General features: G+C 37.3%; 19 protein-coding genes. 2 read left to right on the forward strand and 17 right to left on the reverse strand.

All coding sequences use genetic code 11. The features are described from left to right. Window positions 1-351 precede the first annotated feature (351 nt). On the reverse strand, window positions 352-717 hold the full coding sequence (locus FFM59_RS07970; protein WP_137602511.1) for a hypothetical protein: 366 nt from the start codon (window positions 715-717) through the stop codon (window positions 352-354). A gap of 151 nt (window positions 718-868) precedes the next feature. On the opposite strand from FFM59_RS07970, the gene FFM59_RS07975 reads away from it, so the two are divergent. Then, complete coding sequence (locus FFM59_RS07975; protein WP_137602512.1) at window positions 869-1510, forward strand: VTT domain-containing protein; 642 nt, start codon at window positions 869-871, stop codon at window positions 1508-1510. Here the strand turns inward: FFM59_RS07975 and FFM59_RS07980 are convergent. The 16 genes from FFM59_RS07980 to ccpA form a co-directional block, all read right to left on the reverse strand. Continuing rightward, window positions 1500-2141: a TIGR01906 family membrane protein gene (locus tag FFM59_RS07980; protein ID WP_137602513.1), complete on the reverse strand. Its 642-nt coding sequence runs from the start codon at window positions 2139-2141 to the stop codon at window positions 1500-1502. The genes FFM59_RS07975 and FFM59_RS07980 overlap by 11 nt on opposite strands. Further along, complete coding sequence (locus FFM59_RS07985) at window positions 2122-2898, reverse strand: TIGR01457 family HAD-type hydrolase (protein WP_137602514.1); 777 nt, start codon at window positions 2896-2898, stop codon at window positions 2122-2124. The genes FFM59_RS07980 and FFM59_RS07985 overlap by 20 nt, the downstream gene beginning before the upstream one ends. Before the next feature lie 9 nt (window positions 2899-2907). Next, window positions 2908-3636, reverse strand: a complete 729-nt coding sequence (locus tag FFM59_RS07990; protein WP_137602515.1) for a YutD family protein — start codon at window positions 3634-3636, stop codon at window positions 2908-2910. 18 nt (window positions 3637-3654) lie between these two features. Next, complete coding sequence (locus FFM59_RS07995; RefSeq protein WP_137602516.1) at window positions 3655-5034, reverse strand: bifunctional metallophosphatase/5'-nucleotidase; 1380 nt, start codon at window positions 5032-5034, stop codon at window positions 3655-3657. Window positions 5035-5054: 20 nt separating this feature from the next. Then, a complete protein-coding gene (locus tag FFM59_RS08000; RefSeq protein ID WP_137602517.1) occupies window positions 5055-5663 on the reverse strand; it encodes a metallophosphoesterase family protein in 609 nt (202 codons plus the stop codon). Window positions 5664-5756: 93 nt separating this feature from the next. Continuing rightward, window positions 5757-6941: an acetate/propionate family kinase gene (locus FFM59_RS08005; protein WP_137602518.1), complete on the reverse strand. Its 1185-nt coding sequence runs from the start codon at window positions 6939-6941 to the stop codon at window positions 5757-5759. 17 nt (window positions 6942-6958) lie between these two features. After that, complete coding sequence (locus tag FFM59_RS08010) at window positions 6959-7972, reverse strand: class I SAM-dependent methyltransferase (protein WP_137602519.1); 1014 nt, start codon at window positions 7970-7972, stop codon at window positions 6959-6961. A 72-nt stretch (window positions 7973-8044) separates the two neighbouring features. After that, window positions 8045-8320, reverse strand: coding sequence for a hypothetical protein (locus tag FFM59_RS08015; RefSeq protein WP_137602520.1), 276 nt, complete (start codon window positions 8318-8320; stop codon window positions 8045-8047). Further along, window positions 8317-8772, reverse strand: a complete 456-nt coding sequence (locus tag FFM59_RS08020) for a competence type IV pilus minor pilin ComGF (RefSeq protein ID WP_137602521.1) — start codon at window positions 8770-8772, stop codon at window positions 8317-8319. The genes FFM59_RS08015 and FFM59_RS08020 overlap by 4 nt, the downstream gene beginning before the upstream one ends. Continuing rightward, window positions 8769-9056 carry a hypothetical protein gene (locus FFM59_RS08025; protein WP_137602522.1) on the reverse strand — a complete coding sequence of 96 codons (288 nt, stop codon included), beginning with the start codon at window positions 9054-9056 and terminating at the stop codon, window positions 8769-8771. The genes FFM59_RS08020 and FFM59_RS08025 overlap by 4 nt, the downstream gene beginning before the upstream one ends. Next, on the reverse strand, window positions 9043-9480 hold the full coding sequence (gene comGD, locus FFM59_RS08030) for a competence type IV pilus minor pilin ComGD (RefSeq protein WP_170175968.1): 438 nt from the start codon (window positions 9478-9480) through the stop codon (window positions 9043-9045). The genes FFM59_RS08025 and comGD overlap by 14 nt, the downstream gene beginning before the upstream one ends. Beyond that, on the reverse strand, window positions 9473-9793 hold the full coding sequence (locus FFM59_RS08035; RefSeq protein WP_137602524.1) for a competence type IV pilus major pilin ComGC: 321 nt from the start codon (window positions 9791-9793) through the stop codon (window positions 9473-9475). The genes comGD and FFM59_RS08035 overlap by 8 nt, the downstream gene beginning before the upstream one ends. Before the next feature lies 1 nt (window position 9794). After that, complete coding sequence (comGB, locus tag FFM59_RS08040; protein ID WP_137602525.1) at window positions 9795-10850, reverse strand: competence type IV pilus assembly protein ComGB; 1056 nt, start codon at window positions 10848-10850, stop codon at window positions 9795-9797. After that, the gene (gene comGA, locus FFM59_RS08045) at window positions 10786-11781 is read right to left on the reverse strand and encodes a competence type IV pilus ATPase ComGA (RefSeq protein ID WP_137602526.1); all 996 of its coding nucleotides are present in this window, start codon (window positions 11779-11781) and stop codon (window positions 10786-10788) included. Before comGA ends, comGB begins: the two co-directional genes overlap by 65 nt. Before the next feature lie 100 nt (window positions 11782-11881). Then, window positions 11882-12613 carry a YebC/PmpR family DNA-binding transcriptional regulator gene (locus FFM59_RS08050; protein WP_137602527.1) on the reverse strand — a complete coding sequence of 244 codons (732 nt, stop codon included), beginning with the start codon at window positions 12611-12613 and terminating at the stop codon, window positions 11882-11884. 89 nt (window positions 12614-12702) lie between these two features. After that, the gene (ccpA, locus tag FFM59_RS08055) at window positions 12703-13704 is read right to left on the reverse strand and encodes a catabolite control protein A (protein WP_137602528.1); all 1002 of its coding nucleotides are present in this window, start codon (window positions 13702-13704) and stop codon (window positions 12703-12705) included. 162 nt (window positions 13705-13866) lie between these two features. On the opposite strand from ccpA, the gene FFM59_RS08060 reads away from it, so the two are divergent. After that, window positions 13867-14964, forward strand: coding sequence for a M24 family metallopeptidase (locus tag FFM59_RS08060; protein WP_137602529.1), 1098 nt, complete (start codon window positions 13867-13869; stop codon window positions 14962-14964). Window positions 14965-15078 lie beyond the last annotated feature (114 nt).

Below are 15078 nucleotides of genomic sequence, written 5' to 3' on the forward strand. Positions count from 1 at the left end.
TTTTGACTATTGTCAAAAGACCCTACACATTTGATTTGTCGAAACTTTATTCAGTTTTCAAAGGTCTACATTTCGTTGCCGTTTGTAATTAAGCAACGTATATTATGTTATCATTTTAGCTTTTCACTGTCAACATTTTTTTCAATTTATTTTGATGACTCAAAACTCGTGAATCCCTGTAACAGCAAGAATAATCATACCAATTCAATTGATGTAAGTCAACTGCTTTTTCTAATTATTTTCAACTTTTTGTGAAGTGATTCATAACCGTTTAAAGTTGCTCATCACTATTTGACAACAGATAATATCATAGCAAGAATCATGTATGTGGTCAAGCAGTAATTTAACTTTTTAATTGAAAAACGGTGTGGTATCCATTTCAATGGTCTTGAAAAGCTCTTTAAGTGTTGATACATCAGCAAATTCTAGCCTTTCATTGTGTAAACAAGCAGCTTTTACTTCTTTAATATGACTATTAATAGAAAAGACAAATAGGTTTTGTTTCACTTCCCCGGCCTTGACCATTGATAATTCTTCTAATCGTAGATAATCAGGATTGACTCCTAGTTCATTCAGGTAGTAATTCAGAATTACCCCCAATGGAGTTTTGCTTTCATCTTCCTCTATTATTGAAGGAAACTCCATGGGTTGATCTTTTGTCACTAAAAACATACTCTTCTTGTCTTCTCCTAAAACAATTGTTCCTAAAATTTTCATAATGCTTAATCCTTCCTTATTCCACTTTACATAAAAACTATTAAATATTTACTTAGTCTAGTTAACCGGGTGTCTTTCTTAACATAAACCATGATATACTATTTGGCGTGCAACAACACTTATATTATTAATATTGAAAGAGGTTCATATATTGGGTACTTTAATTGATTTCATTTTACACATTGATGCTCACATCGTGTCAATTGTAAACACTTTTGGCGGTTGGTCGTACGTGATTTTGTTTGCCATTGTCTTTATCGAAACGGGCGCGGTTATTATGCCTTTCCTCCCTGGAGACTCATTACTCTTTGCAGCGGCTGCACTAGCAGCTAATCCACAATACAACCTAAAGATAGAATTGTTCTTTATCTTCTTCTTGGTGGCATGTATAGCTGGAGACTCACTGAACTTTCTCATTGGACACTCCATTGGTAAATCGTTATCAAATCATTCTTGGTTCGGAAGGCTAATCGATAAAAAAAGTATGGAACGGTCTGAGCAGTTTTTTGAAAAGCACGGTGCAGTCGCCATTATCTTGGCTCGCTACATGCCAATCATCAGAACGTTTGCACCATTTGTCGCGGCCGGTACTGGATATTCATATAAGCAATTTATCCGCTACAGCTTAATCGGTTGTATCAGTTGGGTGACAATTTGTTCAGTCTGCGGTTTCTTCTTTGGTAATCTGCCATTTGTTCAAGAACACTTTTCAGCCATCATCTTAGGAATTATTGTCGTCACGTTAATTCCAGCTGTCGTTGGATTCTTCAAGTCTCGATTATCTAACTCTTAATGATTGAACATTTTGAAATTCGGTAAGCAACAAAAAACATCAATTCAATTAACATGCATGCCATGGCTGCCAACTCAATAAACACAGATTCAGTTAACACATTAATGATTGGATCAGTTAGATGATCAAAAATCCAGTCTTGATTATTGAAGACTATCTGGTGAAATTTGATAAAAAATGGTTCAAAATTTAAACCTAAAGTAACAGCTAACACAGGGAAAACAGTTAACCATATTTGTAAAGGAACGAGCAATTTCCACAATTGTTTGTTCCTTTTTTCTTGTTTCAGTAGCCAATACGTCAACGGAACACTGATTAACATAACGGCATTATTGAGTAAGAATAGGTGTTTTACATCCGCAAAATGATGCCGCCCAGCTACAGACATATCTATGTACCTAAATTTTAAGCCACCTGTAAATGGGTTTTGTAAATATCCTAATAAGTGAAGATAATCTGCTAATACATGCTTAATCGTCACACCATCTATATTACCTGCCGTTGGAATAATAAATAGCGACGAGATATTTAAGACAACAAAAAAAGCCACGCTAATGATAGCGAAAAATAGAACTAATTCCACTAACAGTTGCCGACCTTTAATTTTTAAATTATTCAAATTTCCAATCATCTAACGTGTCCACCTGATAAGTTGGTAAGATGGATTGCTTGGCCACATCCGTTTTTGTAGATAGGCCAGAGTAGACCATTAATGTGTCTATCTCAGCTCCAATACCCGCTAAAACATCTGTATTATAGTTATCACCAACCATAACAACCTCGTCTCTCTTTAATCCACTGCGTTGTAGCGCCATGTCCATGATAATTCGCTCAGGTTTACCAATCATGATTGGTTTAGTTTGTGTCGCATACTCTACCAATTTGACTAATGAACCCGCTCCAGGCACCATTCCTCGTTCGTTAGGTAAATTACTGTCAGCATTAGTGCCAATAAACGTTGATCCTGCACGAACATTTAACACTGCAAGCTCAAGTTTATGATAAGTAACATCGTAATCTAGCCCGACAACCACGTAGTCTGGATTGGTCTCTGTCATAATAAAACCAGCTCCAACTAACGCATCCTTTAAACCAGATTCACCAACCACGTAAACTAGACGATGCTTACTATCAGCCACTTGATTTAAATAATCTGCCGTTGCCATTGCCGTCGTATAGACTTCATCAGCTGATGTCTTAATGTCATGATTATCTGTCAAATTTGTTGCAACATCTTCTGGTGATTTCGTACTATTATTTGTGACAAACAGTAACCGCTGCCCAGTTTCTCGCAATCGATTTATAAACCTCGGTGCTGCAGGTATTTTGGCCTTGCCTTTGTACATAGTTCCATCTAAATCAATAAAATATCCTTTATATCGAGGCATACGGACTCCTTACTTATGTCGAATAACAAATTTTTGTTTACTTTTATTATTGCTTGCCACCCTAGTTGCGGTTTGCTGAGTTCTTTCCTTGATCGGTTTTGTGGAAGCATTAACTTGTCGTTCTTTAATTTGTGGCTTAATTTGCTTGTTATGTTGCGTTTGATTGTTGTGTGAGGTTTTTTTTGGATCGTTATTCTTCGCACGATGGTTTGGAGAATTACGTTTTTTCTTATTCTCACTGGTACCAGTCTTATGAGACTCTTGTTGTGCTTTTTGATTTCGTGAACCAGTTTTTTTATTGTTATTATTGCCGGAACCGTTCCGCGTATTGCGTTTACGATTAGGTTTCTTGGTTTGATGTTCAGGCTTAGGCAACTTAACTTCAAGATTTTGAATAATAAAATAGGCACAGCCAAAATTACAGTACTCATATAAATAATCTTGTATCGTATCTACACTAGTCGTTTTTTGCACTAACGGATTATCCGGTCCAAAAAAACCTTTTAATCTTAACTGATCAAAGCCCCAATCACCAACAATATAATCGTATTTGCTTAGGATAGAGCTAAACCGTTCCTCTAATTTTTCCGTTTGAAACGCATCCCGATATTCAGTCAATAAAACGTACTTATGTCCATTGATAGTAAATTCTGTTTCACTTTGACGCTCAATTTTGTAGATATCAGCTCGTTGCTCTTGTCGCTTGTCGATTAGCTCTTGCATGACTTCTCGTTTCAATCAAATTCCTCCTTTCTTCTAAACTGGATAATGTTCTTTTAAGTAAGCAGCAAATACATCTCTAAAAAACATATTATACATTAAATCGTTGTGTCCCGCGATTTCAATTGTTGGGAAAAATGGAATAAACAAATAATGATCTAAAGTGGCAATGGTATATTGTCGATACAAATCAACCGGTTTGCCTTGGCAAAGAACCTGTTTAGTATCACTATGATACTGAATTCCATCATAATGAATCTCGCCAAATATTTTGCCTCTAAATCCCATTCCTTTTAACGGAAACTTTCTCAGAAACGCCCGATTCTTTTCAATTTCACGAACAAGGCGTATTAAATCAGTACCATTTAACGTCACCCGCATCAAATGCATCGCATGAGGTAACATTTTGTGTAATTGATTGCGATTGACAATTCCTTCATCCAGTCCATCTAAAAATAAGCCGGTATTCAGGATTGCAGTATCAGTATGCGCTGTTTCCTTGATGGCTGCTAAACCTAATTTAATTAAACTTGAATCTCGTTCGAAGTCGACAGAAAACGATTGTGGAATTTTGGCAATAACTTGATTAGATAGTAACTGTTCTCCAAGCTTAGTATAGCCCTCAATTACAGACTCATCTTCGGGTTTCGCTGGTAGATGCTCTGTGACTGTCACACGAGCTTGCGAATTAACCACTTGGTTGTCTTCAATCACCAAATCAATTTTCCCAATATATTGACCATATTTACCTGCGGCGGCCAGCAACGATTGATTAACTCGTTTACCATGTTCTAATAAATGATGTGTGTGACTGCCAATAATAACATCAAATTCAGGAAAACGGGCAGCAATTTTTTCATCGGTGTTCAACCCCAGATGAGACAACAGGACTAAAATATCATATTGACCCTGCAATTGTTTGAGTAATTCCGGAATAATGTCAAACACATCAATCGGTAACCAACCTTCAAGTGGATACGTCAAAATAAACGGTGCGGTTAATCCCAAAACTGCAATTCTGGTACCGCCTGCCGTAGTGATAATCTTTGATTTAATGGCAAATGATGGTAATGTGCCAGAGTCAATGTCCATGATATTGCCAAGAATGACATCAAAATTTTTATTTTGATACAAAGCTTCTAACTGAGCTTTAGTGTTTCCTAATCCTTCATTATTACCAATCGTAACGCCATCGTAATGGATTTCATTTAGCATCTCCACATTTGCCTTACCATCAGTGGCTTCGCTTAGCGGATGCACCCGATCCATCGCATCCCCAATGTCAAAAGTTAATACCTCACTACCGTCTTGAGTTAATGATTTTTTTTGACTTAATAAGTAACGCTTGATTTTAGGCCAATTTTCAAAATGTGAATGCATATCGTTAGTATGTAGTATCGTGATTTTTTCAATCATGTCTGGTCTCCTCACGTATTTCATCTACGTTTATTAAAATCATCTCGTTTACCTTCAACCATTTGACCAATTTCTGCCAATGAAAATGGTGCTCCAAAAGGAACCTTTTCACTTAAATAGTCTGTTTCGGGAGTATCTACTCCAACGTTGATATTCTCTTTGATATTAACCGCGTAATGGTGAATATGCCCGTGGAGGTTAATAATTTGTGGCGCAATGCCCAACATCATTGGATAATGAGTCAAATAATATTGACGATGATCGTATTTAATCAGGGTCCCCACATCGTGAAATTCAAATTTAGGTTTCCCATTAAGTTGATAATTATTTTTATCTAAGAATTTAAATAAAGCCCGATTGTCATGATTACCCTTAATTAACACCAAATTGCCATGCAATTCATTTAAAATGTCCAAGACCGCTTGTTCAGAAACGCGAGCTGGTTTGGTGAAATATAAAGCAATATCACCTAAATGATAGACTGTGTCTGTTTCGCTGACCTTCGCATTCCAATTGGTAATAATTTCTTGATTCATATCTTCAACTGTCAAAAATGGACGCGGCGCAAAATCACTCATCCCCAAGAGAGCTTCATGATAAAAATGAGTGTCCGCAGTAAAAAATTTCATTAACAATTACCCGCTTTGAATATATTTTCGTACAAAAAAGGACTAAGTAAAATCCTTAGTCCCTTTATTATAACGCTTTTAAATTATTTTTGACTATTTGAGACGTTCTACGTCGCGAGCAATCATCAATTCTTCATTAGTAGGAATTAATAATGCCTTGGTTGTTGAGCCAGCAGCAGTCAAGTCACGTTCTTCACCACGAATGTTGTTCTTTTCAGGATCAATTTTAACCCCAAAGAATGACAAACCATCAGCAATTGCTTGGCGAATTTCAATATCATTTTCACCAACTCCGGCAGTAAAGACAATCGCATCGGCACCGTTCATTTCAGCTACATATTGGCCAACATAACGAACAACACGATTAATCCAGATATCACGTGCCATTTTAGCACGATGGTTTTCGTCCATCACTTTTTCTAGATCACGCATATCTGCAGAAACTCCAGATAATCCGATTAATCCAGATTTATGATTTAAAATAGCAATCATCTCTTCAGAAGAAATTTCAAGTTTATCCTCTAACCAAGCAACTAATGATGCATCAACATCCCCAGAACGAGTGGCCATTGTAATTCCTGCTAATGGTGTGAATCCCATTGAAGTATCATATGATTTACCATTCATCACGGCAGTAATTGAAGCTCCCGCACCTAAATGTAAAGTCACTAATTTAAGTTCTTCGAGTGGTTTGCCTAACATTTCAGCAGCGCGATTAGCTACATAGCGGTGACTGGTACCATGAGCACCGTATTTACGAGCACCATATTTTTCATACCATTCATATGGAATACTGTAGAGATAGTTCTTTTCAGGCATTGTTTGATGGAATGAAGTATCAAACACTGCGACTGAAGTAATATCAGGTAAAATTTTCTTAAAGGCTTTAATACCCGTCAAGTTGGCAGGGTTATGGAGTGGAGCATAGTCTGCCAATTCGTCAATTTTTTTCATGACGTCATCATCAATCACAACGGAATCCTTGAAATATTCTCCACCAGCAACAACCCGGTGTCCAACACCAGTAATCTCACTAAAATCGCTGATAATTGATAATTTCAACAATTTATCAAGCAAGTAGTTGATTGCAATTTCATGATTGCTAGCTTGAATAGTTTCTTGTAAACGTTGTCCGTCACCATATTTAATATCAACTAAAGAATCCTTTAATCCGATTCTTTCGATTACACCTTTAGCGATAACTTCTTCGCTAGGCATTTCGAATAGTTGAAATTTCAATGTAGAACTTCCTGCGTTAATGGAAATTGTTTTTGACATGATGAATGTTCTCCTTTTTATTCGGCTAAGTTACTTGCTACCCATTTATCGATTTCTCGCATAAATTTGGCAAGCTCCGGCTTATTTTTAAATGATGGAAATGTACCTAATAAAATCTGTTTTGCCTGTTTACTTTCGGGACCTCTACGTTGCAGGAGCAAAATTGATTTTTGCCCTTGCTTTGTAGTAAACAATTCATCAGGTAAATTAATCAAACCTTGCATGTGTGCATGGCGATTAATCCACTCGACAAATTGTTTTGACTCTTCAGTTTGAAATAGACTACTTGGTATCAAGAATACTCCGAATCCACCCGGTTTTAAATAGTTAATTGATTGTTCTATTAGTAAATGGTGAACATATGAATGGCCCTTCTCGGCCCGTGTTTCATAATTCTTTGTATTATCGTCCAATGGGTAGTAACCCACTGGTAAATCAGATACCACCATATCTACCAGCGGGATATCTAACGAATCAACTGCATCTTGATGATACAAGGTGATAGGCAGCTTTTGTAGTGCAACATTAATGCTTGCCACTGCCAACATTGAATCATCATTATCAATCCCATAACCAGTTGCTTTTTGCTTTGTTTCCGCTTGCAAATGGTTAATCACAGTCGTTAATAGATTGGCGGTCCCAACACTTGGATCTAAAATGGTAAATTCATCTGATAGTTTTGTAACTCTTTCTAACAGAAATGACATCAAAAATCCAATTGTGTCAGGCGTCATTTGATGATTAGATTGTATCGAATCTTCTTTAATCGCCTTAATCATCGAAAGCTGAATCACAGTCCTAACATCTTCAGGGCTCACTTTTGAAAAATTAATTTCTGCATATTTTTCTTGAAGCTGTTTAACGACAGCCTCTGTTGGCTGTCCATCTTCAACTTGAACCTGGCCGTCGTCAATGATGTTATCAACGTTTTCGATAAACGCATCCAAGTACGAACTAGCCAGTGCACTTCGTAGGATTGTGGTGGTTTCGTCTAGCAGTGTGTATAATTGCTCAACCTCACTTTGTGACATTTTGTTTTCACTCCAGTCTGCTTGTAAATCATAACACTCCACGATACAGTTTAACGATTTTCACAAGCAAATTCAAGGTACTTTATGCCAGTCTGTGGTAGAAAAACCATTATTCAACTTAATTGGTGCCTTGGGGGCATTAAAATCAACCGTCCCGGTGTTGAATTTAATTTTTTCATGACTGTTGCCCGCCATATTTGACATCACGTCACATAACAATTTATTTTGTAAATCGGTATACATTCTTCGCTCCTGTCGGCACTGTTCATATCGATAAATTTCATAGCTCGTGACTAACGCCATCACAATCAATACATTTACCAACGCATACCCTGCTTTTTTCATCATTCCCCCGGCCCCTCATATATTGGAAAGTTAACTCGTCCACTATGTTTTTCACCACTCATAAATTCAACCTCAAACTCAACCTTAGGGCTTTGGTTAGAATGCACTGCCTGAAAAGTCTTTACATGTTGTAATAACGGTAAGTACCCCGTGCCAGCCTCTGTGCCGTACATATAAACTGTTGATTTATATGGGTTGTGTCCAATTGAATAATTTTTTTGTCTTGTACGACTAAACACATTGATTGATTGTTTTGTCCCATTATTTTTAATTTCATATTGATTATTCGATGATTCCATTTCCTGTAAAAAGATGTACCACTGAGCATTATCATCATATGGTTGTTGATCAACTTTTTCATACACCTTAAAGGTCAATTGAATCAAGACTGCAATCATCGCGGTGATTAATAATGCCACAATACATTCAACGATAGTGAAACCTTGTCTTTTCATTGCTTCACGACCCGAAACACACACAGATGTCTTTGTTCAATTGAAACCTCATGATGACTCGCCTGAATTTGATAACCGTCTTGTGTATAACTAACACTTGGATGGCTTTCATCTATTTGTGTGCTTGCTTCCTTGGCCATTCGTGCCAAATTTAACTCTTGTTTGGCATGCATCATCTCAGAGTGAAGTTGTTGTTCGCCAAAGCAAAAGAGTGACACTACGAGCGAGATGAGCACCAACGCGACTAAATTATCTGCTAACACAAAACCGTCACTCCTTATCAATATAATACCCTCCCCACGCTAACTGAACCTTCATTGAGTATTCTTTATGTGTCCGTGTTGAATAAAACTTTTCGGTGGTGGCCTTCACGTATCCATTTTGTAGCATGGTAATCTCATCAAACTTTTTGATAATAATTGTTTTTGGAACTTTCACATCTCGATTATCATCGTCATTACGTCTATTATGCGAACGAAATAAAATTTCGGTTTGATTTTTACTTTGCCTAATGGTTGTTGGTTTCCCATGATTTTGCGCTCTAGATTGGCTTTGCTGCCATGAACGCTCCAATTGAGTCCAAAATCTTCGTTCATCACTCGCCGCTTTTAAGTCTCCCAACTTCATTGTGCCGAAGACAAACATCAAGGCAATTAATGCCAGGACGATGACTGTTTCAATCATTGTAAAACCGTCTTGCTTAGCCATGATCTTCGATAGCTTTGTCATTTACGATTTTGATATTTTCTTTTTCCGCCTTGGCTACCTGATTTGCAGTCAGATAGTCGGCATTTTGTAAGGTTTTATAATCAACATTAGAGTCCCCTATTTCGTCGTGGTACAGGTCAATTTGCGTTTGCACTACCGATGTCATCGCGCTTCGATGCACCCCGGTGGCATGTTTTCTTTGTGACGCTAGATTAGGTAAAATTATCAAGACCAACAAACTAATAATAAATAGCACGACACTCATTTCTAGTAGAGTAAATCCTTTATGTTTGCGAACCAAAAATTTTTTCATTTTAATAAATTCCTTTCATTGAGTGATAAATAGGTAACATAATGCTTAAGTACAATAAGACAATCACCACCGCAATTACACCAAACAAGAGTGGTTGAATCATCGTTAAAAGTTTTTCAATGGAACTTGTCAGACGCTTAAACAACACATTGCTAAAAGCTTCTAATTGTTTTCCTAATTCTTTGGGCGTTTCACCTTTGTTGACAAAGATAATTAGTTCCATTGGCAAATAAGAATATTCTTTCAATAATAATTCGGGTTTATTGCCTTCCGCCAAGATTTGATTTAACGAAATTCCTAACTGATGTAACAAAGAATCTTCATCAAAACTGGCAAACATTTGACAAATACTTTTCATCCCCATGCCATTGCTGAGTAGTAATGAAAAATTAGTGACCAAATAATACGCATAGTACAACCGATATGATTCACCAATAATTGGTAGCCGACACATCAATTGAATTTTTTGATTAGTGGTTTGTTGTCGCCATTTATGCCATAGCTGGATTGCTACTGCTAAAGCAAAAACACCACACAACGCAAACCCAACAACATATAAATGATTGGTGGGCGTGACTGCTTGGTCTTGGTTTTGCCACGTTTCAAGCTCTGGAAAGACAAAAATTTTGAGTGCAATTAACAATACCCCTAACATACTTAATAAAATAATCGGGTACTGTAATAATCCCTTAAGCGTATTTTTTTGTTTAACTCTAACGGCTAAATATTGTCCTAACCGCTCAATACAATCTTGTAAATCCCCATGTTTTTCTGCAATCACTAATTGGTAATAAATATCTTTTGAAGTAAATGGCCGCAGACTTTGTGCAAATAATTGACCTTGGCTCAATCCTTCATCGACTTGTTGCAAAATATTTTCATGCTTTGGCAACAGCGTTTGTAAAAAAGTAATGGCTTGTTGTAAGGAAAACCCAACTTTTAATAAATCACTGATTAACACAAACATTTTTGATTGTTCATTCGTTGATAATTTATCCCGCTTGGAACGTTTGAGCAGTTTTCCGCGTGATTCTTCCCGTTTCAACCAAGTCTGCAAGGTGCCGCCCCCAATCTTTTGTCATGCCTGTCTCTAAATTAGCTTCATTCAATGCCATCGACAATTGGCCATCGGCTAAAATGTCATATAACGGTGCCATTTGATCATCAGTAGTGGCGATTAATCGCTGATAACAAATTCCACTCAACGTTTGTGCCAAATAGTGATCTTCTATCCCCAATTGTTGCATTCTTTGAATTACTCCATAGACATTCTTAGCATGAACGGTTGCCATCACTAGATGGCCACTCAAGGCAGCTTGTACCGCCATCTTAGCTGTTTTACTATCTCTAATTTCACCAATCACAAATACCTCAGGACGATGCCTCAAGCCCACCTTCAGTAATTCTTCGTAATCCATATTTGCCTTTTGATTAACTTGTAATTGAATAAAATTATCCTCTTCAATTTCAACTGGATCCTCAATTGTCATCACTACCTGGTGCTGACTGTAGCGACGGGCAAGTTGATACATCGTAGTTGTTTTGCCTGAACCCATTGGCCCAGAAAATAACATCAAGCCACGTTTGGCCCCAATTTGGTTCAATGCCTCTATTTGACCATCAATTAGTTCGTGCTGGTCTAAGTTTTCAAGTGAGTAAATAAATCGAATCACCATTGATTCATCACCATTAAAGTCTCCAACCGTGGACAAGCGTAAATTCAATTCTTCGTCCAAATTTGATTCCGAATGCCACTTTAGTGACCCCACTTGTGGCCGACGATGCTCACTCACTGCCATATTCGCCCGATATTTAAAGAAGTTAATCATTTGAATACCTTTTTCGCGATTGACCTCGGCCAACGTGGTTAATTGCAGCTTAGAATGATAACTCAGTTGGTACATATTATCCTTTGGCAAAATATATAAGTCTGATGCCTGTTCTTCGATACACTCTGTTAAATACTCTGTAAAATCTTCGTCTGTCATAATTGCCTCCCTTCTACTAGTTAAATACGAAATAAAATTGGCAATTACAACAAAAAAAGCCTCAAAACAAAAATTTTGTTTTGAGACTTACTAATTTTGATTATTCTTCTGTAATAACTCCAGCTTCATAAACATCTGAAACGTCGTCATTTTCTTCAAGTTCATCAATCAAACGTTGATATTGAGCTGTTTTATCAGCTGGAACTTCAGTCGTGTTTTCTGGAAGCATAGTTACTTCAGCAGTATCTAAGTCATAACCTTTTTCTTGTAAAGCATCACGAACAGCAGCTAAATCTGAAGGCGTGGTATAAATTTCAAACGCAGCATCTTCAGTATTCATATCTTCTGCTCCGGCTTCAAGTGCGTCCATCAACATTGTATCTTCATCCGTGTCTAGTTCTTCACGAAGAATAACGATGTATCCGCGACGGTTAAAGTTATAAGCAACTGAACCAGTAGTTCCAAGTTCGCCACCAGCATGTGTAAATGCTGAACGAACAGCAGCTGCAGTACGATTCTTGTTGTCGGTCAAAGCAGAAACCATCACAGCAACGCCACCTGGCCCATAACCTTCATACGTAATTTCGGCATAGTTTGCACCACCGGCACCAGTAGCTTTGTCGATTGCACGTTGTACGTTATCCTTTGGCATGTTGGCAGCACGTGCCTTATCCATGATTAAACGTAGTTGAGGGTTGTTAGCTGGATCAGGATCTCCACCCTTAGCGGCTTGATACAAGTCACGGGAAATTTTTTGGAAAATTTTTCCGCGCTTGGCATCTTGCGCGTTTTTACGACCCTGTATATTGTGCCATTTTGAATGTCCTGACATAATAACTCCTCTTTTCTTTTAATTTTCTTGTACTAAAACATACATCAAACATTGTAGCAAAATTTGACCTACTTTTCAATATATTAAATTTATCGTGTTGAACCACGCTTGATTAATCCGTAAGGAAGCACAATATTTTCTTCATCTGCTTCTTCATTGTTCATCAATTTAGTCAACAAACGCATTGCAACGGCCCCAATATCATACAGTGGTTGGGTAACTGAAGACATTTTTGGTCGAGTAATTTCAGTATATTTAGTATCGTTAGTTGTCGTGACTTCAAATTCTTCTGGTACTTTGACACCACGATCAGTCAAACCATTTAATAAGCCTGCTGCTAATTCATCGTCTCCAACAAATGCGGCTGATACTCCGTTAGCTTGAATTTTTTCTGATAAATTATAACCAGTGTTATATGACGTATCTGTTTCAAACACTAATTTTTCATCAAAGGCAACTCCGGCTTCTTTCAAGGCTTCTTTGTAACCTTTCAAACGGTAATCTTTGTTAATTGATTGATCCATTGGTCCAGTTACCAGAGCAACGGCTTTATTGCCACGGTTTATTTGATTTAAGACTGCTTCTTTTGTGGCCGCAGCGTAATCAATGCTGACACTAGGCAAATCTTGCTTAGCGTCAACTGATCCAGCAATCACAACTGGCATCTGTGCACGAGTAAATTCAGATTTTAAATCATCTGAAATTTTATTACCCATGAAAATAATTCCATCCACTTGCTTGGCCAGTAAAGTGTTAACCACTTGTAATTCCTTACTACCATTTTCATCAGAATTAGCCAAAATGATATTGTACTTGTACATAGTAGCAATATCGTCAATTCCAAGTGCTAATTGTGCAAAATAAGCGTTAGTGACATCCGGAATGACCACTCCAACGGTAGTAGTTTTCTTGCTAGCTAGTCCACGAGCAACGGCATTAGGACGATAATCTAATCGATCAATGACATCGAGCACTTTTTGACGGGTCGCTGGTTTAACGTTTGGGTTCCCATTTACCACACGTGAAACGGTTGCCATCGAAACTGCAGCTTCTCTTGCAACGTCATATATTGTAACGGTTTGTTTTTCCATTTTTATTTAAGCCCTTTCTTTACTGTTATAGTCTGTTTTCACTTGTTTTCATAACTTAATCAATATATCAGATAAAAATCACAATTGCAAATTGAAATCCAATCTGAAGTCACCCAACCTATGCTATAATATTGGCATTACATAAAGAAAGAAGTCATGTTAATGAGTCAGTTAGATAAATTACAAAAATTAGTTGCAGATAATAAATTGGATATCGCTTATATTAGCGATCCAATGACAATCAATTATTTGACGGGATTTTACAGCGATCCAATTGAACGAGTATTGGCACTCCTGATTTTCCCAGACAATGAACCATTTTTATTTGCACCTGCCTTAGAAGTAGAAGCAATTAAAGATACTGGTTGGAAATATCCAGTTTATGGGTACTTAGATCATGAAGCTCCCTTTTCAATGATTGCTGATCAAATTAAGAAACGGAACAATAACCCCATCAATTGGGGGATTGAGCAAGATCAATTAACTGTTAGTCGTGCAAGCTCATTGAAAGTACAATTTCAAGACGCAGACCTCAGCTTTGATTTAACTCCCGTCGTTCAAGCTTTTCGTCTAATTAAAAGTGCTGAAGAAATCGAATTATTAAATGAAGCCGGTAAATGGGCTGATTTTGCTTTTAAAGTTGGATTTGAAGCTGTTAAAATCGGTAAAACTGAACAACAAGTCGCTGCCGAATTGGAATACGCCTTAAAGCAACATGGTATCAGTCAAATGAGTTTCGATACTTTAATTCAAGCTGGCACCCATGCAGCGGAACCTCACGGTGCTACTTCTTCCAAAGCCATCGCCAATAATGAAATGGTCTTATTTGATTTAGGTACTATCTACAAGGGCTATATTAGTGATGCTTCCAGAACCATTGCAGTTGGTACATTGAATGATAAGCAAAAAGATATTTATAATGTAACACTCGAAGCCCAATTGACTGCCCAAGATTATGCTAAACCAGGTGTAACCGCAGCCGAACTTGATAAAGTTGCTAGAGATATTATCACCAAGGCTGGTTATGGTGATTACTTCATTCACCGTCTTGGACATGGAATGGGCATGAGCGAGCATGAATTTCCTTCAATCATGGAAGGAAACGATTTAGTTCTTCAACCCGGCATGTGTTTTTCAATTGAACCAGGAATTTATATTCCAGAAGTTGCTGGCGTTCGAATTGAGGACTGTGTTCACATTACTGAAACTGGTTGCGAACCATTTACTCATACATCAAAAGAATTAACATATCTCGGATAAAATTTAAAGATCCCCTCAGCAAAATTTGCTGAAGGGACCTTTTATATGAAACAAAATAAATTTACGGCGCACTAAAACAAAAGTACCCATAAATTTGAAAAAAATGTATAATTT

Origin of the sequence: Paucilactobacillus nenjiangensis, assembly GCF_005405445.1 — a bacterium.
Classification (GTDB): domain Bacteria; phylum Bacillota; class Bacilli; order Lactobacillales; family Lactobacillaceae; genus Paucilactobacillus; species Paucilactobacillus nenjiangensis.

Coding starts and splice junctions, on each gene's coding strand:
- FFM59_RS08050 (WP_137602527.1), bottom strand. CDS start 12,613: ATGTCAGGACATTCAAAATGGCACAATATACAGGGTCGTAAAAACGCG.
- FFM59_RS07980 (WP_137602513.1), bottom strand. CDS start 2,141: ATGATTGGAAATTTGAATAATTTAAAAATTAAAGGTCGGCAACTGTTA.
- FFM59_RS08060 (WP_137602529.1), top strand. CDS start 13,867: ATGAGTCAGTTAGATAAATTACAAAAATTAGTTGCAGATAATAAATTG.
- comGD (WP_170175968.1), bottom strand. CDS start 9,480: ATGGCTAAGCAAGACGGTTTTACAATGATTGAAACAGTCATCGTCCTG.
- FFM59_RS08035 (WP_137602524.1), bottom strand. CDS start 9,793: ATGAAAAAATTTTTGGTTCGCAAACATAAAGGATTTACTCTACTAGAA.
- FFM59_RS08010 (WP_137602519.1), bottom strand. CDS start 7,972: ATGTCACAAAGTGAGGTTGAGCAATTATACACACTGCTAGACGAAACC.
- FFM59_RS08005 (WP_137602518.1), bottom strand. CDS start 6,941: ATGTCAAAAACAATTTCCATTAACGCAGGAAGTTCTACATTGAAATTT.
- ccpA (WP_137602528.1), bottom strand. CDS start 13,704: ATGGAAAAACAAACCGTTACAATATATGACGTTGCAAGAGAAGCTGCA.
- FFM59_RS08000 (WP_137602517.1), bottom strand. CDS start 5,663: ATGAAATTTTTTACTGCGGACACTCATTTTTATCATGAAGCTCTCTTG.
- FFM59_RS08020 (WP_137602521.1), bottom strand. CDS start 8,772: ATGAAAAGACAAGGTTTCACTATCGTTGAATGTATTGTGGCATTATTA.
- FFM59_RS07995 (WP_137602516.1), bottom strand. CDS start 5,034: ATGATTGAAAAAATCACGATACTACATACTAACGATATGCATTCACAT.
- comGA (WP_137602526.1), bottom strand. CDS start 11,781: ATGACAGACGAAGATTTTACAGAGTATTTAACAGAGTGTATCGAAGAA.
- FFM59_RS08015 (WP_137602520.1), bottom strand. CDS start 8,320: ATGATGAAAAAAGCAGGGTATGCGTTGGTAAATGTATTGATTGTGATG.
- FFM59_RS07985 (WP_137602514.1), bottom strand. CDS start 2,898: ATGCCTCGATATAAAGGATATTTTATTGATTTAGATGGAACTATGTAC.
- FFM59_RS07970 (WP_137602511.1), bottom strand. CDS start 717: ATGAAAATTTTAGGAACAATTGTTTTAGGAGAAGACAAGAAGAGTATG.